The sequence below is a fragment of the Streptomyces sp. 17_S59 genome, assembly GCF_056930295.1.
In genome coordinates, this window is the sequence record NZ_JBXOWD010000001.1 from 5,313,807 (window position 1) to 5,339,365 (window position 25,559).

21 protein-coding genes are annotated in these 25,559 nt (G+C 69.8%); 14 read left to right on the forward strand and 7 right to left on the reverse strand.

The window, feature by feature from the left end; translation table 11 throughout:
- Window positions 1-114: 114 nt before the first annotated feature.
- Window positions 115-864, reverse strand: coding sequence for a hypothetical protein (locus tag AC1Z4A_RS24300; protein WP_483681969.1), 750 nt, complete (start codon window positions 862-864; stop codon window positions 115-117).
- Window positions 861-2,147 carry a type VII secretion protein EccE gene (gene eccE / locus AC1Z4A_RS24305; protein ID WP_483681971.1) on the reverse strand — a complete coding sequence of 429 codons (1,287 nt, stop codon included), beginning with the start codon at window positions 2,145-2,147 and terminating at the stop codon, window positions 861-863. The genes AC1Z4A_RS24300 and eccE overlap by 4 nt, the downstream gene beginning before the upstream one ends.
- A gap of 193 nt (window positions 2,148-2,340) precedes the next feature.
- Between eccE and eccB the strand changes: the two genes are divergently transcribed.
- Genes eccB through AC1Z4A_RS24325 form a run of 4 tightly spaced genes read left to right on the forward strand, consistent with a single transcriptional unit; the run spans window position 2,341 to window position 8,238 of the window.
- The gene (eccB, locus tag AC1Z4A_RS24310) at window positions 2,341-3,945 is read left to right on the forward strand and encodes a type VII secretion protein EccB (RefSeq protein WP_483681972.1); all 1,605 of its coding nucleotides are present in this window, start codon (window positions 2,341-2,343) and stop codon (window positions 3,943-3,945) included.
- A gap of 7 nt (window positions 3,946-3,952) precedes the next feature.
- Entirely contained in the window at window positions 3,953-5,260 is a 1,308-nt protein-coding gene (gene mycP, locus AC1Z4A_RS24315) for a type VII secretion-associated serine protease mycosin (protein ID WP_483681973.1), read from the forward strand.
- Between the two features lie 55 nt (window positions 5,261-5,315).
- Entirely contained in the window at window positions 5,316-6,755 is a 1,440-nt protein-coding gene (locus tag AC1Z4A_RS24320; RefSeq protein WP_483681974.1) for an outer membrane protein assembly factor BamB family protein, read from the forward strand.
- Window positions 6,756-6,792: 37 nt separating this feature from the next.
- Window positions 6,793-8,238 (forward strand): outer membrane protein assembly factor BamB family protein, encoded by a 1,446-nt coding sequence (locus tag AC1Z4A_RS24325; RefSeq protein WP_483681975.1) that lies wholly within the window; start codon window positions 6,793-6,795, stop codon window positions 8,236-8,238.
- Window positions 8,239-8,303: 65 nt separating this feature from the next.
- Here the strand turns inward: AC1Z4A_RS24325 and AC1Z4A_RS24330 are convergent, their stop codons facing one another.
- A complete protein-coding gene (locus AC1Z4A_RS24330; RefSeq protein WP_483683708.1) occupies window positions 8,304-8,573 on the reverse strand; it encodes a DUF397 domain-containing protein in 270 nt (89 codons plus the stop codon).
- Window positions 8,574-8,780: 207 nt separating this feature from the next.
- On the opposite strand from AC1Z4A_RS24330, the gene AC1Z4A_RS24335 reads away from it, so the two are divergent.
- From AC1Z4A_RS24335 to AC1Z4A_RS24380, 10 genes are all read left to right on the forward strand, one after another.
- Complete coding sequence (locus AC1Z4A_RS24335; RefSeq protein WP_483681976.1) at window positions 8,781-9,113, forward strand: WXG100 family type VII secretion target; 333 nt, start codon at window positions 8,781-8,783, stop codon at window positions 9,111-9,113.
- A gap of 36 nt (window positions 9,114-9,149) precedes the next feature.
- A complete protein-coding gene (locus tag AC1Z4A_RS24340; protein ID WP_483681977.1) occupies window positions 9,150-9,434 on the forward strand; it encodes a WXG100 family type VII secretion target in 285 nt (94 codons plus the stop codon).
- 121 nt (window positions 9,435-9,555) lie between these two features.
- Window positions 9,556-10,008, forward strand: coding sequence for a hypothetical protein (locus AC1Z4A_RS24345; RefSeq protein WP_483681979.1), 453 nt, complete (start codon window positions 9,556-9,558; stop codon window positions 10,006-10,008).
- Window positions 10,009-10,071: 63 nt separating this feature from the next.
- On the forward strand, window positions 10,072-11,514 hold the full coding sequence (locus AC1Z4A_RS24350; protein ID WP_483681981.1) for a WXG100 family type VII secretion target: 1,443 nt from the start codon (window positions 10,072-10,074) through the stop codon (window positions 11,512-11,514).
- Between the two features lie 96 nt (window positions 11,515-11,610).
- Window positions 11,611-12,804 carry a S8 family serine peptidase gene (locus AC1Z4A_RS24355; RefSeq protein ID WP_483681982.1) on the forward strand — a complete coding sequence of 398 codons (1,194 nt, stop codon included), beginning with the start codon at window positions 11,611-11,613 and terminating at the stop codon, window positions 12,802-12,804.
- Window positions 12,805-12,845: 41 nt separating this feature from the next.
- Window positions 12,846-13,610 (forward strand): hypothetical protein, encoded by a 765-nt coding sequence (locus tag AC1Z4A_RS24360; protein ID WP_483681983.1) that lies wholly within the window; start codon window positions 12,846-12,848, stop codon window positions 13,608-13,610.
- Between the two features lie 19 nt (window positions 13,611-13,629).
- On the forward strand, window positions 13,630-13,935 hold the full coding sequence (locus tag AC1Z4A_RS24365; protein ID WP_483681984.1) for a hypothetical protein: 306 nt from the start codon (window positions 13,630-13,632) through the stop codon (window positions 13,933-13,935).
- A 9-nt stretch (window positions 13,936-13,944) separates the two neighbouring features.
- Window positions 13,945-14,688, forward strand: a complete 744-nt coding sequence (locus AC1Z4A_RS24370) for a hypothetical protein (protein ID WP_483681986.1) — start codon at window positions 13,945-13,947, stop codon at window positions 14,686-14,688.
- A gap of 20 nt (window positions 14,689-14,708) precedes the next feature.
- Window positions 14,709-15,053, forward strand: a complete 345-nt coding sequence (locus AC1Z4A_RS24375) for a hypothetical protein (RefSeq protein WP_483681988.1) — start codon at window positions 14,709-14,711, stop codon at window positions 15,051-15,053.
- A gap of 606 nt (window positions 15,054-15,659) precedes the next feature.
- Window positions 15,660-15,839 (forward strand): hypothetical protein, encoded by a 180-nt coding sequence (locus tag AC1Z4A_RS24380; RefSeq protein ID WP_483681990.1) that lies wholly within the window; start codon window positions 15,660-15,662, stop codon window positions 15,837-15,839.
- Window positions 15,840-15,870: 31 nt separating this feature from the next.
- On the opposite strand, the gene AC1Z4A_RS24385 is transcribed toward AC1Z4A_RS24380, so the two are convergent.
- From AC1Z4A_RS24385 to eccCa, 4 genes are all read right to left on the reverse strand, one after another.
- Window positions 15,871-18,045 (reverse strand): protein kinase domain-containing protein, encoded by a 2,175-nt coding sequence (locus AC1Z4A_RS24385; RefSeq protein ID WP_483681991.1) that lies wholly within the window; start codon window positions 18,043-18,045, stop codon window positions 15,871-15,873.
- Between the two features lie 61 nt (window positions 18,046-18,106).
- The gene (locus AC1Z4A_RS24390) at window positions 18,107-20,413 is read right to left on the reverse strand and encodes a protein kinase domain-containing protein (protein ID WP_483681993.1); all 2,307 of its coding nucleotides are present in this window, start codon (window positions 20,411-20,413) and stop codon (window positions 18,107-18,109) included.
- A gap of 40 nt (window positions 20,414-20,453) precedes the next feature.
- Window positions 20,454-21,299 (reverse strand): protein kinase family protein, encoded by an 846-nt coding sequence (locus tag AC1Z4A_RS24395; RefSeq protein ID WP_483681994.1) that lies wholly within the window; start codon window positions 21,297-21,299, stop codon window positions 20,454-20,456.
- A gap of 135 nt (window positions 21,300-21,434) precedes the next feature.
- A complete protein-coding gene (eccCa, locus tag AC1Z4A_RS24400; protein ID WP_483681995.1) occupies window positions 21,435-25,391 on the reverse strand; it encodes a type VII secretion protein EccCa in 3,957 nt (1,318 codons plus the stop codon).
- Between the last annotated feature and the right edge of the window lie 168 nt (window positions 25,392-25,559).

Sequence of the window (25,559 nt, forward strand, 5' to 3'; positions counted from 1 at the left end):
AAGCCTTCCCAGCAACGGAGTCGGCACACCGCGGCAACGGCGGTTGACGGAGCGCGACGTCCACGGCCTTCGCGCCGTGGACACGGCACCCCGCATCGGGTCACACCGGACTTGTCAGTCCATGCGCCGCGCCGCGCCCAGCAGCCCCGTCTCCGGCTCGGTCGGCTGGGTGGCGACATACAACCGTGACGTGCGCGTGCACCACAGCGTGACCCCGTCGGGGAGGGTGGACAGCGCATCGACGTCCGCCGCCGGCAGCCGCATGGTGCGGCCGATCTGCCGCGCCTCGTCGGGGGAGACGCGCTGGATGCCGACGAGGTCGGCGTGGGCCATCAGGCGCGGGGCGACGGGGCTCAGATAGGGGAGGAGCGTCAGCACGGACTGCCACGGGGCGGCGGCGACCCGGCCGCGCGGGGGCCGCATGCCGCAGTCGCGGACGACGAGCACGGGGCTGTGCACCGACGGCCCCTGCGGCGGCACCCGGCCGACATCGTGCAGAGTGATGCACTGCTGGCCGCCGTTCGCCGCCTGCGCCAGGCCCGTCCACAGCTCCCGGCGCCCGGTCTCGACCGCGACCCGCGCGCCCGTACCGACCGTGCGCAGCGCGATCACCTGCGCCGTCCAGGCGCCGCCGACGAGGACGACGTCGAACGGCAGGGGCCGGCCGAGGCCGAGCACAGCGGGCGCACCTTGCTGGTCCGCGCCGATGACCACCCCGTCGTCGCCGACGGGCAGGGCCAGGGCCTCGAACTGCTCGGGCGACAGCTCGTGCCGTCCGCGCCGCGGCCCGAGCAGGCCGAAGCCCGGACGGGACCGGCGCGCGGCGGGCGCGGGCGCCTGAGCAGGCGTGGATGTGGTCGTCAACGTGTCCCTCCCAGCGGCAGCGTGGCGAGAACGCCCGGCACCTGCTCGTGGTCCAGCCGCACCAGCCCGACCTTCACGGCCCGGGCCGCCCGCTCCAACTCGCGCCGCACCGTGCCCAATTCGTCCGCACTGCGCCCGCATATCCGGACGTGTCCGGTCAGGGTCGGTGCATGCCGCCCCGCCACCGTGCGCCCACGGCCGAGCGTCAGGCTCAGCGTCGTCGACAGGGCGGGCAGCGAGGTGAGCAGCGCGGCCAGCTGCGGCAGCGAGGCGGCCCCGGCCCCCAGGCGGGGCCAGCGGCCCACCCAGTAGCTCGTGTGCCAGCGGTCGTCGCACCGCCAGGCCCGGGCCGTCTCGGCCGTCCGGCGCGTGGCCGCGCCGGTGCGGCCCGCCTGGGCGGTGGCGGCGGGGTTGATGTCCGCGGCCGTCGACAGCGCGCCGATCAGCGCATCCTCGGACAGCACCGTGGTGGTGAAGCCGGCCGCCTCGAGGCGGCTCGCCAGCTGGTTGGCCGCGCGCAGCACGCACAGCCGCGCCCCTTCGGCGCCGCCGCCGCGGGCCTCGACGGCCTCCGGGCACAGCTCGGGGTCGAACTTGAGCGCCACCCACGTCTGCCGCACGGCGGGGGAGCCCGTCAGCTCCTGCAGCGGCGCGTAGTTGCGGGCCGCCAGGGCCTGTTCGGGCAGGTGCGGGGCGGGCGCGGGGAGGGCGCTCTGCACCACCTGGACGGACTCGAGGCGGATGTCGTCCACGTCCAGCGCGTCCCGCAGCACGGCGAGCGGCAGGGCCTTCGCCGCCCGGTCCGCGCGCAGCGGCCGGTCGACCGCGTCGATCCGCAGCACCGCCGTCAGGAACGTGCCGTCCCCGACCAGACCCACGGTGCGCCGCTCGCGGTCGGTGAAGGAAGCGGTCCGCAGCGCCGGCTCGCACTCCACGACGGGGGCGAGGCGCGGATCCGTGCCCGGGGCCACAGGCGTCGCGGCCGCCCTCCGCTCGCGCCGCCGCAGCGCCACGGCCGAGGTCAGCCACTCCGTGATCGGCCGGCTGCCCCTGCGCACGAGCGCCGCCAGCAGCAGCACCACGGCCAGCACCGCGGCGGGCGCCAGCAGCAGCCTGTCGACGGCCCAGGCGGCGAGCACCACGGCCGCCGCCACCTCGATCAGGACGAGCTGCTGGAGGCGCACCGGCCCCAGCGCCCCGCGCCCCGGAGCGGACCGCGGAACAACAGCCTCCGCACCGGCCCCCGGGCCGCTCGCAGCCCGTACGCGCGTCGCGGCAGCCATGCCTCAAGCCCCCTCAAATATCCCGGAACACACCCTCGGGAACCGGCCGCGCTCCGTGCCGGTACAGTCCCCGGCGTCGTGTGCCGATCACCTACGGGCATAGTAGAGGCTCGGTACGACACCGGGACCGACAGGGCGGCGCCGACCGACCGGGGCGGACCAAGCGCATCAATCGGGGGAGAAACGGCTCGACATGGCATCACGGCGGGATGAGCTCAACGCCTACACCTTCGCCAGGAAGCGGACGGTCGCCGCCTTTCTGCAACCCTCGCCCACCGGCACGGAAGAGGGTGCTCCGCGCCCGCTGCGCACCGTTCTGCCCGGCATCGTCGTCGGCGCGCTGCTCGTCGCGGGCTTCGGCGCCTGGGGCATGTTCAAGCCCACCGCCCCCAAGGGCTGGGACGACGAGGCCGCCCACGTCATCGTCGGCAGCGAGTCCACCACCCGCTACGTCGTGCTCAAGACGGACGGCAAGAAGCAGCTGCACCCCGTCCTCAACCTCGCCTCCGCCAAGCTGCTCCTCAAGGAGAACTCCTCCGTCATCAAGGTGAAGGAGTCCGAGCTGGACAGCGGCCGCATCTCGCGCGGCCCCACGCTCGGCATCCCCTACGCCCCCGACCGCATGCCCAGCGCCGCCGAGGCGGGCAGGAAGAAGCACTGGGCCGTGTGCGAACAGCCCGGCGGCAACGGCAAGACCACACAGAAGGCCGTCTTCCTCTTCGCCGACCGCGACCCCAAGCTCAAGAAGCTGACCGGCTCCCAGCGGCTGCACGACAACCAGGCCCTGTACGTGCAGGGCCCCGACGACACCCGCTACCTGATCGACCCGCAGGGCACCAGGTACCAGCTGGGCGCCGCCGAGCTGAAGACCGGCGAGTCCTCCGACTACAACCTGCTGCTCCGCTCGATCTTCAAGGACGGAGCCCAGCCGCAGCGCGTCACCAAGGACTGGCTGGCCACCTTCACCGAGGGCGCGCCCATCACCTTCCCCGAGATCCAGGGCCGGATCGGCTCGGACGCCGGACTGCGCACCCTGCCGCCCAAGGCGAACAAGGTGGGCATGGTCCTGGAGGCCCCCACCGGCAACGGCACCCAGAACTACGTCGTACTGCCCGGCAAGGTGCAGCGCGTCTCCGAGTTCGTCGCCAAGCTGCTCCTCAACGGCAAGGCGCAGGCCCCGCTCAACCAGGCGGGCGTGCCCGAGAAGGTCAACGCCTCGGCCTTCACCCCCGACGACAGCGAGTTCTACGGCCAGTACCGCTGGCCCTCGCGCGTCCCCCGGCAGGCCAACTCCCTGGAGCCGGCCACGGGCGGCGCGGCCGCCGGCACCGTGTGCAGCATCTTCGGCGGCCTCGACGCCAAGGGCACTCCGGACCTGGGCACCTGGGCCGGGACCGACTACCCGGCCACCATCCCCGACGGCGCCACCAGTGCGTACGTCACCCCCGGCTCCGGCATCCTCTACCGCCAGGTGACGGGTCGTCAGACCAAGAGCGGGTCCCTCTTCCTCGTCACGGACACCGGGCTGCGCTACGCGGTCCAGTCCAACAACGACAGCGGCACGGACAAGTCGAAGATCGGCAACGACGACAAGGACAAGGGCAAGGCGGGCGACGACGCCGGACAGGGGGACGAGAGCCCCGCCCCCTCCGCCGCGCAGCAGGAGGTCAACAAGGCCCAGATCCGGCTCGGCTACCAGAACGTGGACCCCGTGCCCGTACCGGCCAACTGGTCGGGGTTCCTGCCGACCGGACCGCGCCTGGACCCCAACAGCGCCGCCCAGCCGCAGGGGTCGTAGGACCGGCATGAGGACACCACGCAGGACACCACGCAGGACACCGCCCGTGACCACCTTCCGCCGCGCCCCGCTGAGGACCGCCCTGACCCTGCTGGCGGCGACCGCCCTCACCGGCGCCGGAGCCGGGGCCGGTGCCGCCGCCCCGGCGCCCCCGCTCCGGCCCGCCCCGCAGCCCTCGCTGACGCTCGCGGGCAGCGGCCAGTGCACCTACCCCGCCAAGCCGATCAAGGGCACCCCCTGGTCGCTCCAGCGCGTCATCCTCGACCAGCTCTGGCAGGACACCAAGGGCAGGAACACCAAGGGCCGCCCCGTGCGCGTGGCCGTCATCGACACCGGCGTCGACATCGCCAACCCCCAGCTCAAGGACGCCGTCGACGCGAAGAGCGGCGCCGACCTGATCTCCGACGCCAAGGACCAGAACAAGGGCCAGACCAACGACGTCGTCGGGCACGGCACCAAGGTCGCCGGCATCATCGCCGCCCGCCCCCAGCCCGACACCGGATTCGTCGGCCTCGCACCGGAATCCGTCGTCATCTCCATCCGGCAGAACGACGAGAAGGGCACCGGCACCTCCAAGACTCTCGCCCAGGGCATCGCCAAGGCCGTGGCGGACGGCGCGGACGTCATCAACATCTCCCAGGACACCGCGCAGCCGCTGCGCCCCGACTCCGACCTGGAGCTGGCGGTCAAGGACGCCCTCGCCAAGGACGTCGTGGTCGTCGCCTCCGCGGGCAACGACGGCCTCGACGGCACGGTCAAGGAGACCTACCCCGCCGCGTACAAGGGCGTCCTCGCCGTCGCCGCCTCCGACCGCAACAACGAACGCGCCGTCTTCTCCCAGCCCGGCGACTTCATCGGGGTCGCCGCTCCGGGCGTCGAGATGGTCTCGACCGTCCCCAAGGGCGGCCAGTGCGTCGACAACGGCACCAGCTTCTCGGCCCCGTACGTCGCCGGGGTGGCCGCCCTGATCCGCGCCAAGCACCCCGACTGGAAGCAGCACCAGGTCGTCGCCCAGATCGAGCAGACCGCGGAACGCGCCGTCAACGCCCACGACCGCTACGTCGGCTGGGGCGTCGTCGACCCGGTCCGCGCCCTGACGGACGACGACCACCCCATCGACGCGGTGACCCTGGACAGGAACCCGGCCCGCGACATCCGCCCCCCGTCCCCGGCCCCGCTCGCCCTGGGCGAGACGCCGCAGGAACGCAAGGAGCGCCTGGCGACGTACGCGCTGGGCGGGGGAGGGGTGCTGGTCGCCATGATTGCCGGGTTTGCGGTGGTGGCGCGGGACCACAGGCGGCGGCGCGGGGTGTGAAGCCTTCTGTGATCTGTGACGCGGTACCGGACTCAAGGAACCCGGGGACTAACCCATGACTCAGCAGCCACCGATACCTCAGACGCCGCAGTACAACCAGAGCCCACCCCAGGGCTTCGGACCGGCGCCACAGCCGTTCGGCCCGGAGACAGCTGCCCCGTCGCCACATCCGAAGAAAGGTTCCGACAATGGTGGCAGGCGGCGCAAGGGACTGATCCTCGGGCTTGGCCTGCTGCTGGTGGTGGCGGGTGCGGGGACGGGAGGCTGGCTGCTCTGGGGGCGCGGGAACGACCACCCCGCGCCCAAGCCCAAGCCCGCCCCGCACTCGGCCGAGGCGAAGCTGGACTGGGTCGCGCAGGTACCCGACGCCGACAAAAGCAGCGTCAGCGACATGCCCAGGCCGTGGTTCACCAAGGGCAACGTCGTGCTGACCACGACGAAGGCTGTCACCGGGTACGACGTCGACAGCGGCAAATCCAACTGGACCGTGCCCGTTCCCGGAATCGCCTGCAAGAGCTCTCCCGCCGCGAGCGACGGCACGGCGGCGGTCATCTACGGCGAGGCGGAGTTCGCCTGCGACTCGTTGATGGTGGTCGACGTGGAGCACGGCCGCTTGCTCTGGACCAAGAAGCTGCTGGACGCCAAGGGCCAGACCAACGTGCACGACATGGCCACCATCACCGTGGACCACGGCCTCGTGTCGGTCGCGGACATCAGCGAACCGCTGGTCTACTCGGCCGACAGCGGAGCGCAGCAGAAGCCTCGGGACTACGGCTGCCAAGAGCGCGGTTCCGTCGTGGACGGTGCACAGCGGCTCATGATGTCCGAATGCCGCCACCTCAACCGGCGGTTCGTCATGAACGTCGACGCGAAGACCGGCCGGGAGAAGTGGACGTGGAAGGTCCCGGACGGCCTCGAGGTGCAGAACGTCATCTCCGCGGAGCCCGCGGTGCTGGTCATGGCCAAGGAGAACGAAACCCAGCCCACGGAGATCGTGCACCTGGACGAGAACGGCCGTCTGCAGAACCTGATTTCCGTCGCGTCGGGCCCGTACGACCTCCAGGACTGCCACAAGTGGGACTGGCTGACCTGCCGCAAGGCAGTGGTCGAGGGCAAAACCCTTTACCTCCCCACGCGCAATGACCGGGTGACCGAGGACCTTGCCAGCCCCAACGCGATCACCGCGGTGGACCTGGAGACGGGCAAGCCGCGGTGGAGCGTTCCGCTGGGCGGTACCCGGGGCAGCCGGCCGGTGGCCGTGCAGGACGGAAAGCTGCTCGTGTACCAGCAGGCCACGAAGGACGAAAGCGGGCGGGTGCTCGCCCTCGACCCCGCCAACGGCAGCTCCACCGTCTACATGAAGCTGCCGCAGGAATCCGCCGAGCGGGAACTGGCCCTCGCACGCTACGGATCCGTGTACTTCCACGACGGCCACCTGTATGTGGTCACGGACCACGGCATGACCGACAAGACCATGATGATGGCCTTCCACTGACAGACCACCGACAGACCACAAGGCAGGAGCCAACCCAGTGTCGCAGTCACCGGACTACGGCCAACCCTCCCAGACGCCGTCGGTGCCGCTACCGCCACCGGTGAAGTCGCAGTTCACGGCGAGCCGCCTGTCCTCCGGCCGCGGGGACGGAGGCGGCCCGGGGCGCCGGAAGCCGCTCCTCGTCGGCCTGGTGCTCGTCCTCCTGCTCGCCGCGGGCGGCTGGGGGACGTGGTACTTCACCGGGGGCGACGCATCGGGGTCCAAGAAGCCCGCGAAGGCGCAGCAGGGCCCAGCGGCGGGCACGGTGGCGTGGCTGGCCCAGTCCCGCACGAAGCCGGAGGGGAAGCTCAACAGGGCCCTGGGCACCTGGTTCACCCCGGACCTTGTCGTCAAGGCCGAACCGGACATGGTGACGGCCTATGACATACGGTCCGGCGAGAAGAAGTGGTCCAGCCTCCTCTCCGGCACGCTGTGCGCGGCCTCCCGCGAGTCCGAGGGCAACGTGGCCGTGGTTGCGACCATGTACGGCAGCCACTGCATCGGCCTGAGGGCCTTCGACCTCCGCGACGGCCACCGGATATGGGAGGAGGACGTCCTCGAGGACTTCGGACTGGGAGACACGCTCAATCCCGACAAGTGGGGGAAGGCGGATCCGCGCATCGCCCTCCATGACGGCCACGTCTACATGACCTGGAACTCGGGAGAGCAGACGCGCAGGCTCTCCGACGGACAGCGCGTGGACGAGCAGAAGCAGAATGCCTGCGACTGGGTCGACGCGGCGGGCGGCGCCCAGCTCATCTCCATCACCTACTGCGGCGAGAAGGACATCACGATCCGCTCGCTCGACCCCGGAAAGCTGGGCAAACCGCGGTGGAGTACGACGGTTCCGCGCAATGACGGATTCCTCTCGATCGTCTCGACCCGGCCGTTGATCATCACGCAGAGCCCCGGCAAGGGAGGCTCCGACAACCGGTTCGACTTCGTCACCCTGGACCCGGCTACCGGCAAGGAGCAGATGCGCATCCCCTACAACAGCTACTGGCGCCTGGGGGACTGCTTCCTCGCGACGTCCGGCTGCACGGGAGCGCTCGTCGGCAAGGACAGCCTCTACGTCGCGGGCCAAGGTGTCACGGTCGCCTACGACCTGACCAGCGGGAAAGAACGCTGGACCTACAAGGGCGACACCAATCGCACCACCGCGCCGGTCGCCGTGCACGACGGCAGGCTGGCCGTCTACACGTCCGCGACCCAGGACCGCCCCGGCCGGCTGGCCTACGTTTCCACAGCGAGTGGCAAGGCCCTGAGCACGGTCGACCACTCTGACGCGGCGCGGGACCGCAAGAACGAGTCAATCATGGGCAAGGTCGCGGGCTTCCCCCGGTTGGCGAACGGGCGGCTGCTCCTGATCAACGACGGCACGCTCGTCGACGAGAACGACGGCGTGATCCTGGCGTTCAACGCGCCGGAGGGCAGCCGCGGCTGACGAGCGCCGTGGGGGCCGGTGGGGGGGTGCTGTGGGGGCGATTTTCCGCCCCCACGGACGGAATCTCAGGGCTCCAGGTCGAACTCGCCGTCGCGCACGCCGAGGACGAAGGCGTCCCACTCCGCCTTGGTGTACCGCAGCACCGTGTCGTGGTCGACGGAGGACCTCATGGCGACGGCTCCGCCGGGCAGGTACGCGATCTCCACACGCTCCTCGGAGGTGTCGCCGGGCGCACTGAGCCACTCGGCGTCCGAGATGTCCATGGCGTACAGCTCGGTCTTCTCTTGTTCAGTAGCCACTGGCCGGGGCTCCTCGTTCGATGACGGTACGGGCAGGTAACGAAGGCCGACGCTAGCAATCGAGGGCGATGGGCGGCAGGGCTTCTTCCCGTTCTCGTCACAGAAGTTGAGCGGACGCTTTGTCGGTTGGAAGCCGTTCGTACGAGTGGATAGAGTGACGGTTGACAACTTCGGTCCGATGTATACGACGGCCGCTCGGGTGGACTGTCGCACTACATCCGATTCATGGGGGGAAGGTGCGCAATGGGCGACAAGCTGAAGCTTGAAGACGATCGGCTCAGCGGCTTGGCCAAGGATCTTGGCCACATGCACGACACGCTCGAGGGCAGGGTCGCTGCCCTGAATGGCGTGATCGACGCGGTCGAGGGTCACTGGAAGGGCATCGCGGCGAATGCGTACAACGAACTGCAGCGCCAGGTGAATGACGATGTCCGCCGCCTGAAGGAGCTGCTGGCCTTCACCAAGGAAGCCGTTGAGGCGAGCGACAAGGGCTTCACCCAGGAGGAGCACAACCAGCTCAACAAGTTCAAGGGTGTCGGTGCCGGGGGCAGCATCCTGGGCCGGTTCAGCGGCTAGTAGCTCGTTCGCATTCGCGTCAGGAGAGAAGCGTCAATGGAGATTACGTACTCCGCGGTCGTCGAGGCTGCGAATCAGGTCCAGTCCACCGCGGACACCATCCACACCCAGCTGCAGGACCTCAACCGCCGGGTTCTGGACGTCGTCAACAGCTGGGACGGTGAGACCAAGCAGGCGTTCCACGAGCGGCACCGCAACTGGGACACCAACGTGGAGCACATGCACACCACGCTGGTCGACATCGCGAAGGCGATGAAGGGTGCCACCGAGGACTACCAGGCCAACGACAAGGCGCAGGCCGGTCGTTTCGGCCACCACTAGGACGCAAGCAAGCGCACAGCGCACCGTCGCACCCGGGTGTGGGATGCGGGCTCCGGCTTATGCCGCGGACCGCACCCACGCCTGTTGCGTTATGGCACTAGAGCACTAGGGGAGGTGCTTCATGGGATCCGGATCGTCGGATCTGAATGCTCCCAGCGAGTCGCTGCAGGACTTCAAGAAGCGAGTCGACGGCCTGCTGGAGAAGCTCGATGCGTCGGCTGCTTCGCACACGAAAATAGCCGACCAGAAGGTGAAGGGCGGCGCCTACGGGAATTTCGACGAGGCGCACGCCCTGTCCTCGGCTTACGACATGGTCCACGGCTACCTGGAACTCCTGTCGAGGGCGCTCGGCGACAACCTCGAGGCGATGGGTATCGCTGTTTCCGCGGCGGACAAGGGTTACCAGCACGTCGACGGCGAGCACGGCCGCCAGCTGGCCGCCATTCAGAAGCGCAGCCAGGAGTACTGGCAGCAGCAGCAGAAGTGGGGCGACACCTTGGCCAAGACGCCCAAGCCCGAGGATCAGGGCAAGGGCGATGGTGGGGGTACGCCCGGCGGTACGGGCGTGCAGTGACCGGAGTTCAGAAGAACGGGGGTATGGACAATGGCTAATTCTGGTCCCACGAACTTCGAGCACATGTCGTTCGAAGTGATGATGGCTTGCATCCAGGGGGCCGATCCCAACGAGCTGATAAACAAGGGCCAGGCCCTGCTCAACGCCAAGGACGAGATCGAGAAGATCGGTAACGACCTCAAGGGGCATGTCACCAGGACGACGTGGGAGGGCCAGGGTGGATCGGCCTTCCATGAATGGGGTGACAACTTCTCCAAGCAGATCCTCAAGCTCGCCGACTACTCGGGTACCGCCGGGAAGTACATGCATCAGGCTGGCGTGGACCTCAGGGATGCGCTCACCGCGATGCCGAAGGCTCCTGCGGGGACGATGAATGAGTGCTTTGCCGACGCCGACAAGGAAAAGGCGAGGGTGGCTGAGCTGGAGAAGCTCCGCGGCGAGGCGTCCCAGCAGATGGCAAGGATTGCTTCCTCGTACCGATCTTCGACTTGGCAGATCTCGAATGCGGAGCTGCCGAGGCTTGAGCCGCCACCTGGCACGGTGATGCCCGGCTATTCGGACAACTCCGAGGCATACGGTGCTTCGGGAGTTCACTCCGGCGGGCCCTCCGGAGGTTCTGGTGGCGCAATGCCATTGGTGCATGCCAGCGCATCGGGCAGTGTCGGCTCTTCTGGCGCACACAGCACGGTTTCTGCTGCACACCACGCCGTGGATCCGTCTTCGGGACCGGGCTCGGTGGTCGTCCCGCACACTCCGGGACACATTGACCGCACTCCGATGCCGGATTCCACCGGAACGAACATCGATGGCACTCCGATGCCGACGGTGCCCACGTCACCGATCCCTTCCGGCCCGGGCCCGCTTCCTACGCGTCACACCACGGGCCCTGCCGGAATGCCCGTCGTGCCGCCGCTGCCCACTGTGATCGGTCCCTCGACCATGGGGACGACTGGCCCCCGTACAGGTGGCGGTACCGCCAAAATGCCCAGTGGTGGCATGAGCAAGATCGGCGACTTCGGCACGATACGGCCCAACATCCCGCGAGCCGATACGGGCATCATCGGCGGTATGCCGAGCCAGGGGCAGCCCGGTACGGCAGGTCCCTCGCGAGGTATGCCCCGGGGCACGGTCATCGGCGGCGAATCGGCACAGTCGATGGGCCGGGGAACGGCAGGTGGCGGAGTTCCGGGAAGCATGCGTTCGGGAACCGGCGGCTCCGGCTACGCCGGTGGATCGCGGAGGCTGATTTCCGAACCCGGGGGAGTCGTGGGTGCGCCGCGTGGTTCCCAGGGTGCGCGCAAGGAGTTCACGCCAGGCGGGTCGGGACTGGTTCGCGACAGGGCGGATTCGGCTGGCCGTGTCGGTCCCATGGCGGGCGCGCCCCGAAGTGCTCAGCGCACATCGGACGATCAGCATGACGGTGCCGGTGTTCCGGACTACCTGACCGAGGACGAGGAAACCTGGTCGACGGGTGAGCACAAAGCTGTGCCGCCTGTGATCGAGTAGCAGAGGCTCCGAAACAGCGGAAGTCGATGGCGAGTGAAGAATGAGTGGATGACATTGAGTTCAACGGTCAAGCAGATGCGTAAGCGAGGACTGTCCGTGGTGTCCGCCCTCGGCTCTTTGCTCGTCATCGGCGGGGCTGTTGCGCCGTCAGCGACTGCGGACACCATGCGCGAGCGGCAGTGGTATCTGGAAACGATGCAGGCCGAACAAATGTGGAAGGTCACTACCGGTTCGGGTGTCACCGTTGCGCTTCTCGACGACGGACTGAAGGCGTCTCAGCCGGAACTTGAAGGAAAAATCCTGCCGGGGAAGAACTTCACCCTGCACGGTTCGGAAGACGGCAGTGACAGTACCGGCGAGCATGGCACGGCCATGGCCACGCTGATCACCGGGAGCGGCCTGAGCGATCAGGGCGTCAAGGGCCTCGCTCCGGGGGCCAAGATCTTGCCGGTAAAGGTGACCGGAGAGGGTGCCGACCCGAAGCTGGGCAGCGTCGGGTCTCTTGTTGCAGGACTCCGCTATGCAGCCGACAGCGATGCAAAGATCATCAGCATTTCCATCGGAGTCCCTGAACCTACGGTTCGGCCATATCAGAAGCCTGAGATTCAAGAGGCCGTGGATTATGCGCTCAAGCGCGGCAAGCTGATTTTTGCGGCGACAGGCAACGACGGCAAGGACACCAACATCGTTTCCTTCCCGTCTGGAAACACCGGTGTAGCCGGTGTCGGGGCCATTGACAAGGACTACACTGTAACGAAGTCGTCAACCTACGGGCCGCAAGTTGCATTTGGCTCGCCTGGTGACGAAATTCCCATTCCCTGCAGTAAGGGTGAGGTTGGCTACTGCCGCAGCAACGGTACCAGCCAAGCCACCGCCTTGGCCTCTGCCAGCGCCGCCCTCGTCTGGTCGATGCACCCGGACTGGACCGGCAATCAAGTCCTCCGCGTACTGATGGATACCGCGGGCAGGCCCACCACCGGCAAGATTCCCAGCGACTACATCGGCTGGGGTTCCATCCGCCCCCGTATCCCCGTCCTCGAAGGCAAGGGCGACCCGGGCCCGGCCGATGTCAATCCGCTCGTGGCCGCCAAAGCGAAGCAGTCGCAGTCGCCGTCACCGTCCGCCGGAGACTCGGCTGCACCGAGTCAGCCCCCGGCAGGCGCCCAGCCGAAGGACGTGGACGGCAAGAAAAGCAGCAGCGTCCTCCCCTGGGCAGTCGTCGGCGCACTGGTTGTGGCCGCTATCGGAGCCGGGTGTTTTGTTCTTCTCCGCCGCAGGGCCAGGCGCTGACTGGTCAAGGGCGACACCGTGAAAACCTATAAGGGGGAAGCATGACAGACCATCTCCTCAAGGAACTTCGGCAGCTTCAGCAGTATGCAGAGAACCTGCAGCGGGCGATGTCAAGCATGCAGGAACGAATACCGCAGTGTGCCGATGGATCCGACTCTCAGGGGGCCGTCACAGTGCGGCTGGGCGTCGATGGACTTCCTGATCTCATCAAGGTGTCGACAGACTGGCAGCGTCGGCAATCGCCGGAACGTATCGGCGCCGCCGTAGCCGAGGCGTATGGTTCGGCTACGGCCGAGCGGATGGCCGTTTGGGCACGCGCCTTTGAGAAGACGGACTGGCAGCGCAAGGCCGAGCAGTTGGCAGGGAACAACAACGTTGGCAAGGCGGCGGAGACCGGTTCTCATGGTGAAGCTGAGCCCCCATTCCCCGAACGGGATCTGCGATATGTGATTCCGCGACGTCTCGACGAGGTGGCTGAGGACGCGCTGTCGGCGTTCGACGCGCTTGACCAGTTGGAGGTGCAGTCTTCCGTACCGCTGCAAGCCTCAGGTAAGTCCGCAGGGCGTCGAGTTGTCATCACGGTCACCAAAGACTCTTTGGTCTCCTGTGAAGTGGACCCCCAGTGGGCTGCCCAGCAGTCCTCGGTCGGGTTGAATCAGGCACTCTCTGAAGCGCTTGCGTCGGCGCGGGCAGCACTTGCCAGTGCGGAAGCAGACACGAATACCGACCTCTCGCACTTGCACCTGAACGGCCTTCTCAATGAAGCGCTGGCCATAATGCAGAATCCGCAGAATTTCATCGACTGATATCTGGAGGGGCGCGAACATGGGCGATGCCGATCTGAAGGTAATAACCGACGGGTTGCGGACCGACGCGGACATGTGGGACAAGCAGAGTTCGGCGATCGGGGGTGTGGCCCACAAGGTCGATGGCATGCGTATCAGCCGCATCGAAGCCGGCCTGTTCCAGGTCATCTACTCTGCGTACGAATCTGCCATCAACCAGATTTCGGCTCGATGCGCCGAGGGGGAGAAGCGGATGAAGGAAGTTGCAGATGCGCTGGTGAAAAATGCGAAGGCTTACGACAATCACGAAGCCGACACCAAGCAGCATATCGAAGGCGCGTACTGAGAAACGGGGATGACGATGAGTTTTAATGCTGCACAGCATCAGGCAACAATCGACAAGCTGGATTCGGGGCTTGAGAAGCTGAGGAAGAAGCTCGAGGAGCTTGCCACTGCGGCAAATTCGACTGCGAACAAGTGGTACGTGCCGAGCGCTGTTGGGAAGGCGCTGATATGGGCAGTGAACAAGGTCATCGAGGTGGGCTCTTGGGTGATCAATAAGGTAGGGGAGTTCTTGAAGGGTGCTGCGGCACCCGTGATCATGTTCTTCGATGCGAAGGAGTGGCAAGGGGGAGGAATACGCGGGGTAGCTTCAAGTATCGCGGGCAACACCGCTCCTGAGGCGCTCAAGGCTCCCAAGCATTGGAAGGGGGAAGGGGCCGACGCGTACACCGGGGCCGTCAAGGGGCAGCCGACGGCTGCCACCCAGATTGAAACAAGCTCGGACAAGATTGCCGGTGCGCTTACCGCTTCTGCGGTCGCGGGAGTCGCATTCTACATTGCGCTGGCTGTCTTTCTGGTGCAGCTCATTGCGGCTGTGATTGCTGCTATAGCCGCTGCCGGTTCCGTGGTCTTTTCTTGGGCTGGCGCCGGACTTATGGTGGGTGAAACGGCGGTTGGCTACGCTGTTATCGGTGGGGCGGTGGCAGGCCTGACGGCCGCGCTCGCCGTTCAGGCCCAGCAGATGGCGGTGGTCGAGGGCGAGGCACACGACAACAGTGCCTTCCCCGGGGGCCAGTGGCCGACCGCTACCAGGTGACAGTGAGGGATGGCCATCTCATGTACGGACCTCGGATCGCTCTTTGGTGCGCGGCGGCCACATCATTCGCGTTGGCTGCATGGATTTTCCAGGCGAGCGACCTGAACCGGCCCTTGTTCGCGACTCTTCTTGTTGTGGGCATCGTATGTCCCGGCTTTGCTGAGGCTTACGCGGTCAGGCGGCGGCAACGTGATTGGTACATGAGTCGATTTTCGTCGCTCGATGAGCTGAAGTCGTCAGTTGACGTGGCGGTGTTGAGGCAAATACGAGAAGAAAGAGGGCGTGCGGGTGTCATCCACGAACTCAAGCGTCAGTACCCGATGCTCCCGCTGACCGAAGCCGCAAAACTGGTCAACGATCTGTGACTCAGGGAACGACTCAGCCCCTTCGCGAGCGGCTGCCAGGAGGTCATTCAGGGGCGTGGAGCTCTACGAAGAACATAGTGAGCAGTTCGGCACATTGGGTGGGCGGCAAATCCAAGAGCGTGTGGCACGGGATAAAGAGCCTCTTCTGAGATGAGTAATCAGATGCGGTTCGCGCTTCATGAGGCCGTGGAACCCGAGGCGATTCCCCTGTGGGGTACCACTTGGGTCAAGCGAAGTGTCGCCTACTGGGTTCGCCGATTTTCCATGGGACTCCTGCAGCTACTCATTCTTGCTCTCGTCGGGCCGGTTGGGGTGGCGTGCTATGAGGGCGCCACCTCCTCACTTCACTTTTCCCATTCCGTTCATCACGCATTGGACGTAACGCAAGCCCTCGCGGCGTGTGGCGCGTTCGCCTGGGGTGTGGTCCGGCAACGGCGCCGACCGGTGGAGATGCTGACGCCCAAGGAAGCGTGGCAGCCGTATAGGCGCCGACGAAGGAACGCAGTTGGCGATGGAATGAACGGCCGCTGGATCCTTATCGTAGGTGCGCCGATTCTCCCGGCCCTGCTGGCGTTCGCCTTCGGCCAGATAGTGGCAACGATCTTCGTGCTCCACACCCCAGCCGAACTCGGCGCCCGCCTCGACTACCAACGCCGCGTGCGCGAGTACGAGAACGACCGCGAGCGCGAGGCCGCCGACGCCGCGGCCCTGATTCCCAACAACCGGGCCGAGCGGCGGCACGGGACTGCCGCCTACCGGCGCAAGTACGGCAAACCGCCCCGGTAGCCAATAGGCGACGGGGAACAACCCGCCCCCGTCAGAACACCGGCAGCGCCGTCAACGTCCCCCCGCACACCACGAACACGCGATTCCCCGCCCCCGAGATCGTCCACAGATCGCCGCCGCCCCGCGTGTAGTTCCACGCCGGCTTCCCTGAGTCCTTGTGCAGGGCCAGCACTCCCCGCGCGCCCAGTACCGAGGGGACGATCCACACGCTCTTGCCCTGGACCACGGGGGCCACCAGTGGGGCGACGTCGGACTTCTTCTCGGGGGCGCGCTTCCAGTCGAGCTTGCCGTCGTGCCTGTTGCGGCGGCAGAGTTCCGGGCCGTCCATGGCGTACAGGGCGTCGCCGTCGACGGTCGGCGGGCCCCAACCGCCGAACGACTTCCTGAACCCGCTCCTCGTGGGCACGGACCACACCTCGCCGCCGTCGTCGAGGCGCCGCGCCGTGAGGGTCTTCCCGCCCAGGTAGACGACGTCGCCCACGACCACGGGGGCCATGGCCTCCCGGGCCCCCGGCCGCTGATGCAGCCGCCAGATCTCCCGGCCGGTGCGGGTGTCGATGCCCACGGCGTCGCCGTCCGGGCCGCAGATCACGAGCCGTCCCTCGCCCAGTGCTCCCACGGCCGTGTGGACCAGGTCCACCTTCACGGGCACGCGTACGGTCCAGCGGACCGTGCGGGAGGCGATGTCGAACGCGCACAGCTTCGAGACCGGTGCGCCCGGGCCCTGGTCCGGCTCCTTCGCCGTGAAATAGACGGTGCTCGCGTCCGCCGCGACGCACGCCGTCGCGGCCACGTCGGCGGACCACTTCTCCGCGCCGGTCAACGTATCGAGGGCTATGAGCTTCCCCAGAAGGTTCGCGGTGACGACGAGTTCGTCCGAGGCGGCCACGCACTGCGCCCACGTATCACCGTCGGACTTCCACTTCACCTGTCCGTCGGTCACGGAGAAGGCGGTCGGCCCGCCCTTCGAAAGGGTCACGACCACATCGCGCACCGGCAGCGCCGGAACGGCCAGCCCCAAGGGCCCGTCCACCGGCCCCCACAGCGGCCGCGGCGCCGTGACGCCGGAGGTACCCGAGGTGCCCGGGGGCGCCTGGCGCTCGGCGTCCCAGGGCTGCGGCCGCGGCGTGGCCTCCTTCTCGACGGGCCGGGGGTCCCGCTTGCGGCCTCGGTCGCGCAGCCACCAGACGGCTCCGCCGCTGCCCGCGGCCAGGACCGCCCCGCCGCCCGCCGCCAGGGCGGCGGTCACGAAGCGCCGCCGGGACGTGCCGGCCGGTGCGGCGGCCCTCGTGTAGGGGACCGTGTACGGGCTCGTGTGGGGAAGCGTGGTCGTCCGCTCCGCTTCCGCTTCGCGCCGTGCGATGTCGTCGGCCAGCGGCCCCTTCCGCCACACCCGCCCGGCGCCCTTCGGCGGCGCCATCGCCGCGACGATCCCGGCCGGGAGCGGGCGCCGGTCGGAGTCCTTGGCCAGGCACGGTTCGACGAGCGCGCGGACCGGCTCGGACAGGGCCTCCAGGTCCGGCTCGCCGTGCACCACCTTGTACTGCACGGCCGCCACGTTCGTGCCGTCGAAGGCACGGCGCCCGCCGGCTGCGTAGGCCAGCACCGCGCCCAGCGAGAAGACGTCCCCCGGCGGTCCCACCCGGCGCCCCAGCACCTGCTCCGGCGCGCCGTAGCCCGGCGTCACCGGGGCCTGGCCGGTGGAGGTGAGCGTCATGCCGTGCTCCGGGCGCGCGATGCCGAAGTCGATCACCCGCGCGCCCCGGGACGTCAGCACGATGTTGGACGGCTTGATGTCGCGGTGCACGAGGCCCGCGGCGTGGATGTCCCGGAGCGTGGCGGCGAGTTCGGCGCCGAGCTGACGCACGCTCGCCTCGTCGAGGGGCCCGTACTGCTCGATCGCCTCGTGGAGCGTCGGCCCGGCCAGGAACTCGGTGGCCATCCAGGGCCGCCCGCCCTCGGTCCACGCGCCCAGCACGCGCGCGACGCCCGGGCTGTCGACGGACTGTGCGGTCTGCGCCTCGCGGACGAAGCGCTGGGACAGCTGCTGGTCGTGCGCCAGCTCGGGGAGCAGGACCTTGACGGCGGCCGCCTGCCCGTGGGCGTCCTGCCCGAGGTAGACCTTGCCCATGCCGCCCGCGCCGAGCACGCCGATGAGGCGATAAGGGCCGAGGCGGATGGGGTCGCCGGTGCCAAGGGGTTTCATGGTGCGGGTGTCTCCTGAGGGGGCGGAATGCCTGGATGCCTGGATACGTAGACGCCTGGCGCTATTCGAAGGGGATGGCTGCCACGAGACTGCCGTGGGCCCAGACCACGACCTGCGCGCGCTCGTGAGCGATGAGGTTGTTGCCGAGGCCACCGGGCACGTCCATGTCCCAGGCCTTCCGGTGGCTGTCGAGGTCGACGGCCACGACCTTGTCCTTGCCGTCCGCCGTCGTGGCGTGCGCGTAGAGGAACTTCTCCCCGACGACCGGCGGCACGTCGAGCCCGGGCGACATGCCGTCGAAAAGCGACTCCCACAGGAGCGTCCCGCTGCCCGCGGCCACGGCGACGATGCCGCGCGTGCCCTCCGCCGCGTACACCACACCGCCCTTGACCGCGGGCCTGCCGTAGCGGCGGGAGCCCTTGGCGACCCGGCCCGCATCGCGGCCGCCCCCGAACTCCCAGAGCTGCCTGCCGCCGGAGAGCCCGCTCGCGGTGAGGCTGCCGCTGCCGAAGTAGACGCGCTCGTCGTCCGCGGCGAGTCGGCCGGGTAGTAGGAACGAGCGGTCGGCGTCCTCCCGGGGCAGGGTGCGGTTCCAGCCCGTCCCGCCCTGGTCGGTCCGCCACGCCTGGAGGTTGTCCGCCTTGCCGCTGAACTGGGGCCGGTCGAGGAGGAGCAGGCCGCCCAGGGGCTTGGCGACGAAGTGCGCGTTGGGGGTCTGCGGCTGGTAGGGGCTCCCCTCGCCGACCGGCTGCCGCCAGTGCTCCTTGCCGGTGCGCGCGTCGACCGCCAGTACGCGCCAGCCCGCCGCCTTCTCCGTGGCCGTGTCACCGGGTCTGCCCGTCTGGGCGACCAGGTAGAGCACGCCGTCCGCGGCGGCGAGGAGCTGGGCCGAGGTGTTGGCGGCGGTGGAGACCGCGATCCCCTGGGCAAGGGGCTCCGGGTGGCCGCTGCCCAGGTCGACGGTGCACAGCGTGAGCGTCGACGCACCCGCGGCGGGCGGCAGGAAGGCGTACACCCGCTCGCCGTCCGTCGTGGCCTGCCACGGATCCCTCACCTGCGTACAGGTCCACTTCTCCTTGCCGGTCTTCGCGTCGAGTCCGACGAGGCCCTTCTTCGCGAGGACGACGATCTGGTCGCCCACCGGCATCGGCGGCAGCAGGTCGTTGATCTGCTCCAGCTGTGCCGGCCACTTCGCCCGTGCGGGAACCACCGGCGCGGCACCGGAGGAAGAGGAGCCCGAAGCAGACCCTGAATCGGACCCCGACGCCGATGCCAGGGCATGCCCGCCCCCCTTGCCCGCCCCGCCGTCCTTGCCGCTGTTGCCCCCGCCGAACCACGCCCACCACCCCGCACCGGCCCCGGCCAGCCCGAGTACCGCCCCGGCCGTCACCCCCAGGAGCCCGCGCCGGGACATCCCGGCCGTCCCCGCGGGGACCACCGGATCGCTCCGCTCCTCGGGCGGCGCCGGCAGCCGGTACGGCTGGATCTGCCACACCTCCGCCGCGCGCCGCGCGATCTCGGCGAGCAGCACGTCCGGCAGCCGGTCCGCGAAGTCCCCGCCCCCGGCACCTCCGAGGAGCCGGTGCGCCAGCTCCGCCGTGCCCGGCCGCCGCGCGGGGTCCTTGTCGAAGCACTCCGCGAGCACGGCCGCCAGCCCGCCGGGCACCCCCGACAGGTCCGGCTCGGCGTACCGCACCCGGTACAGCAGGTCGGCTGCCCGGCCCCCGCCGAAGGGGCCGCGCCCGGTGGCCGCGAAGACCAGCACGCCGGCGAGCGCGAACACGTCACCCGCCGCGGTGTGCTCCAGCCCGCCCGCCTGCTCCGGCGACATGAACGCGGGCGTACCGGCCGCCGTGCCCGTGCGCGTCAGCCGCTCGTCGCCGGCGGCGCGCGCGATGCCGAAGTCGATGACCTTCGGGCCGAAGGCGGTGACCAGGATGTTGGAGGGCTTGAGGTCGCGGTGCACGACGTCCGAGCGGTGCAGCTGGCCGAGCGCCTCGCACAGCACGGCGCCCAGCGCCCGAACGGTCGCCTCCGGCAGCGGGCCGCAGAGGGACACCGCCTCGTCCAGCGGCGGCCCCAGGACGTACTCGGTGGCCAGCCAGGGAACCGGCGCGACGGGATCGGCGTCGACGACGGCCGCGCCGTACTCCCCGCCGATGACGCGGGCGGCGTCGGCCTCCAGCCGGAACCGGGCGCGCAGCCGGGGGTCGGAGGCGAGCCGCGCGTGCATGGTCTTCAGCGCGACGGTGCGCCCGCCGGGGGACCGGCCGAGGTAGACGGTGCCCATGCCGCCGCTGCCGAGCCGGGCCACGAGCCGGTACGCGCCGAGCTGCCGGGGGTCGTCATGGGCGAGGGGAGAGGGCATCGGTCCAGTCCACGAGGAAGGGAAAGGGAGGGCTGCGGGGTCAGCGGACGGGGTTCTCTGCGGCCAGCAGCTCCGCCGACTGCCGGGCCAGCGCCGCGACGACACGGCCGGGCAGCCAGCCGGGCCCGAGCAGCCCGTGCGATGCCGCGGCACCGGTCAGCAAGTCAGGAACTTGCCGTGCGTGCGGCCTGCTCGCCGGGTCCCGGGCCAGGCACGTCGACACCGTGCTGCGCAGCCCCTCCGGCAGTTCGCCCCGCCCGGGGACCGTGTGCCCCGTGGCCGCGTAGGCCAGCACCGCACCCAGCGCGAAGACGTCGCCCGGCGGCTGCGCCGGACCGCCCGCGTCCTGCTCCGGCGGTAGGGGGTGTCCGATGGGTCGGGGCGCGGTCGCGCACCGCAGCGCGCCGAAGCACGTCAGCCGGGGGCCGTCCGCCGCGAGCAGCACGGCGGCGGGGGAGAGCCCCGCGTGGGTGACACCGTCGGCATGGAAAGCGGCGAGCGCCTCCGCGAGGGCGGCCCCCAGCGCACGGACCGTGTGCTCCGGCAGCGGCCCGCCGTACGCGGCCAGCGCGTCGGGCAGCGGCAGGGCGGGAAGGTAGGCGTGGGCGTACCACGGGCCGGTGGCCCCGGCACCCGCGTCGACGACGGGCGCGACCCAGGGCCCGAACAGCCGCCGGGCCCCCTCGGCTTCCTCAGCGAAGTGCGCTGCATCCGCACCGGCGAGCGGAGTACAGATCAGGACGGTGTGGTCCCCGTCGGCACTCCGCCCGATGAAACGGTTCTCCGGAGCCGGGACTTCCCCATCCGGCGGCTCGAACCGGCCCACGACGGAGTACGGGCCGATCTGCCGCGGATCGTCGTAGCGCAGCGGTTCCGGCGTCGCCACTCGTTCGTCCCCCTGACCCTGACCCTGCCGTGACTTCGCGCAATCGCGCCCGCCCCACGCATGGGACGGGCGCGACTCCTGCTACGAGCGATGGTACAAGCGGCGCACTCACACCGTTTCGAGTGCGCGTGCCGCTCAGTCCGTCGGCAGCCACCCCGTCTGGACCAGTGCCGTGCCCCGCTTCCGGGACACGAAGATGCCTCGGCCCGGCGGCAGCTGCTGGGGCTTCACGCTGCCCAGCAGCTCGCCCTCCGCGCGGTCGCCGGAGAGCACGACGCCCTGGGCGCCCAGCTCCTTGAAGCGCTGGATGAACGGCTCGTACGAGGAGCGGCCGGCGCCCGCGCTGCTGCGGGCCAGGATGATGTTGACGCCGGTGTCCCGGGCGTACGGCAGGTTGTCCACCAGCTGGGCCATGGGGTTGCCGGACGACGTCGCCACCAGGTCGTAGTCGTCGACGATGATGAACGCCCGGGGGCCGCGCCACCAGCTGCGGGTGCGCAGCTGCTGCGGGGTCACGTCGGAGCCGGGCGTCCGGCTGGCGATGAGGGCGTTCATGTCCGCGATGAACGGCTCGAAGGCGTTCTGCGACGTCGCATAGCCGGCCAGGTACGGCTCGGGCACGCACTCCAGCAGGCTGCGCCGGTAGTCACCGACGCAGAACAGCGCCTCCTCCGGCGTGTACCGCTCGGTGAGCTGCTTGATGAGCAGGCGCAGCAGGGCCGTCTTGCCCGACTCGCTCTCCCCGTAGACCGCGAACAGCGGGTCGGTGTCGAAGTCGATGAAGACCGGCGCCAGGTTCATCTCGTCGATGCCGATGGCGACACCGCGGTGCGGCTCGGTGTGGCCGTCCGGCAGTTCGCGCACGGACAGCACCCGCGGCAGCATGCGCACCTGCGGGGCGTGCGGGCCGGGCCAGTTCTCGACGGACGCCTTGACGAACGCGGCCGTGGCCTCGGAGAGGTCGTCGCCGCCGCCCGAGGCGCCGTCGACGCGCGGCAGGCCGCCCAGGAAGTGCAGCTTCTCGGCGGTGAGGCCGCGGCCGGGCACGCCCACCGGCACGTTCGCCGCGATCTTGCGGTCGAACTCCGAGTCGAGCGCGTCGCCCAGGCGCAGCTCCAGCCGGCCGAGAATCTGGTCCTTCATGGCCGCCCGCATCTCCATGTAGCGGGAGACGGTGACGACCAGGTGGACGCCGAGGCCGAGGCCGCGCGCGGCGATGTCGGCGACGACGGGCTCGAGCATCTCGTAGTCCGTCTTGAAGGACTGCCAGCCGTCGATGACCAGGAAGACGTCGCCCCACGGCTCGTCGGGGAGCCTGCCCGCGGCCCGCAGCTGGCGGTACGTGGTGATCGAGTCGATGTTGTTGTCGCGGAAGAACTCCTCCCGCCGGTGGAGGACGCCCGCGACCTCGGCCACCGCCCGCCGGACCTTCTCCGGGTCCAGCCGGGAGGCGATGCCGCCCACGTGCGGCAGGCCGTCGACGGCGCTCATCCCGCCGCCGCCGAAGTCCAGCCCGTAGAACTGCACCTCGTGCGGGGTGTGGGTGAGCGCGAAGGAGCCGATGAGGCTGCGGAGCAGCGTGGACTTGCCGGAGCGGGGGCCGCCGATGACGAGCAGGTGGCCCGCCGCTCCCGAGAAGTCCCGGAAGAGGACGTCGCGCCGCTGCTCGAAGGGCTTGTCCACCAGGCCGAGCGGCACCCGCAACCCGCCGCGCGGGGTCCCCGCGGCGTGCAGTCCCCGCTCGGGGGAGACGGCCAGACCGGGCAGCAGCTGGTCCAGGGACGGGGACTCGTTCAGCGGCGGCAGCCACACCTGGTGGGCGGCCGGGCCCTGGCCCTCCAGCCGGCGCACGATGACGTCCAGGACCGTGTCGGCGAGCGCGTCGTCGCCCGCGCCCGGCGCGGTGAGCGAGAAGCGCTCGTCGGGCTCGGCGTAGCGCACCGGCACCGGGGCCGCCGTGAACAGCACCGGCCGGCGGTCGGTCGGCAGCGCGCCGGGCTCCGCCGTCGTGGTGACGCCGCCCCGGTAGGTGGCCGAGACATAGGCGGCCTTGAACCGCGTCATCTCGTCCGTGCCGAACTTCAGATAGCCCGAGCCGGGCACCGAGGGCAGGTGGTAGGCGTCCGGCACGCCCAGGGCCGTGCGCGACTCGGCCGCGGAGAAGGTCCGCAGACCGATGCGGTACGACAGATAGGTGTCCAGGCCGCGCAGCCTGCCCTCCTCGAGCCGCTGCGAGGCCAGCAGCAGGTGCACGCCCAGCGACCGGCCGATGCGGCCGATCTGGATGAACATCTCGATGAAGTCGGGCTTGGCGGTGAGGAGTTCGCTGAACTCGTCGATGACCAGGACGAGCGAGGCCAGCGGCTCCAGGGGAGCGCCCGCCGCGCGCGCCTTCTCGTAGTCGGTGAGGTTGGCGTAGTTGCCGGCCGCTCGCAGCAGCTCCTGGCGCCGCTGCAGCTCACCCGTGATTGAGTCGCGCATGCGGTCGACGAGCGTGAGGTCGTCCGCGAGGTTGGTGATGACCGCGGCGACGTGCGGCAGCTCCGCCATCCCCGCGAAGGTCGCGCCGCCCTTGAAGTCGGCGAGGACGAAGTTCAGCGTCTCCGAGGAGTGGGTGACCGCCAGGCCCAGCACCAGCGTGCGCAGCAGCTCGGACTTGCCGGAGCCGGTCGCGCCGACGCACAGCCCGTGCGGGCCCATGCCGTCCTGCGCCGCCTCCTTGAGGTCCAGCATCACGGGGGAGCCGTCCTCGCCGACGCCGATGGGCACGCGCAGCCGCTCGGCCGTCGAGCGGGGGCGCCAGGTGGTGCCGGCGTCCACCGAGGCGGGGTCGCCGAGGCCGAGCAGGTCGGTGAAGTCCAGATTGGCGAGCAGGGGCTCGTCGTCGTCCCCGCCGCCGCCCATGCGCAGCGGCGCCAGCTGCCGGGCCAGGGCCTCGGCGGCGGGCACCGACAGGAAGTCGGGCACCCCCTCGTACGTGGCCGTCGCCGACTCCAGCCGCAGTCGGCCCGGACGTACGGTCACGGACAGCCCGCCCCGGGTCTCGTCCAGCTCGCCCGGCACGATCTCGAGCACGGTCACTCCCTGGAGCCCCTCGGGGGAGGCCAGGAGGGAGTCCGGGGGCACGACGCCGCCGTCGAGGACGACCACGACGTGGGGCTGGTCCAGGAGCGGCTGCCCGTCGCGGCCGAACCGCGGGCGGCCCTGCAGTCGGCTGCCGAGGAGGTCCTCCACCTCGGCCAAGTCGTCGCCGAACAGCCGCTTGGTGCCGGCCCCGTCGGCGGAGCCGGGCACCTGGGTGTGCGGCAGCCACTTGCACCAGTCCCACGACTCGGCCGCACCCTGCCCGGCGACCACCGCGACCACGAGGTCCTCGGGGGAGTGCAGCGCGGCCAGGCCCGCCACCAGCGCCCGGGCCGCACCGCGCACGGCCTCGCGCTCACCGGAGACCACCACGTGGTAGAAGGCGCGGACCGAGACCGCCACCGGCAGCCCGTCCAGCGAGCCGTGCACGGCCAGGAACCGCTGCATCGCGCTGGCCGACAGCGGCTCCAGCTCGTCCACCGGCGCCGTGGTCGGCGCCACCAGCGGCGTCCACAGCTGCTGCGGCCCCAGGCCGATGCGGGCCTGGCCGAAGTCCTTGTCGGAGACGCGCCGCTCCCACAGCCGGCTGCCCTCGGCGACGAGGGACCACAGCTGCTCGGGCGACGGGTGCAGATAGAACTGGGCGTCGCGCTGCGCCCGCGCCGTGCGGCGCACCTTCTGCCGGGTCTGGGCGAGGTACTTCAGGTAGTCGCGGCGGCTGTCGACCGCCGCGCCCTGGGACCCCCTGCGGTACCGGACCACCTGGGCGACGGCCATGGCCGCCGTGGACAGCAGCATCAGCACGCCCATGATCTTCATGACGGGCTGGGTGCCGGGCATGAAGAAGAAGACCACCGAGGAGCCCATGCCGAGCATCGGCAGCAGCTGCATGGCCATGCCCTCCTGCTGCCCGCGGGGCAGTTCCGGAGGGGACTCGAGCTGCAGCTCGTCCGTGGATATGTCGGGCGGCATGACCCGAGGCGGACGTTTGACGATGATCTGGCTCACCGGCGTATCAATCCCTTTTAGGCTGGACAGCTGTGGCACCGGCCCCCTGCCGGCGGCGGGCAGCCTCCGCGCGACGATGATCCTACGTGCATGACGGAGCCAGGGTCTGTGCCGACCCGTCAGACGCCCCCTGGGGGCTCCCGGTAGGGTTGCGCCCCGTCCGACTGC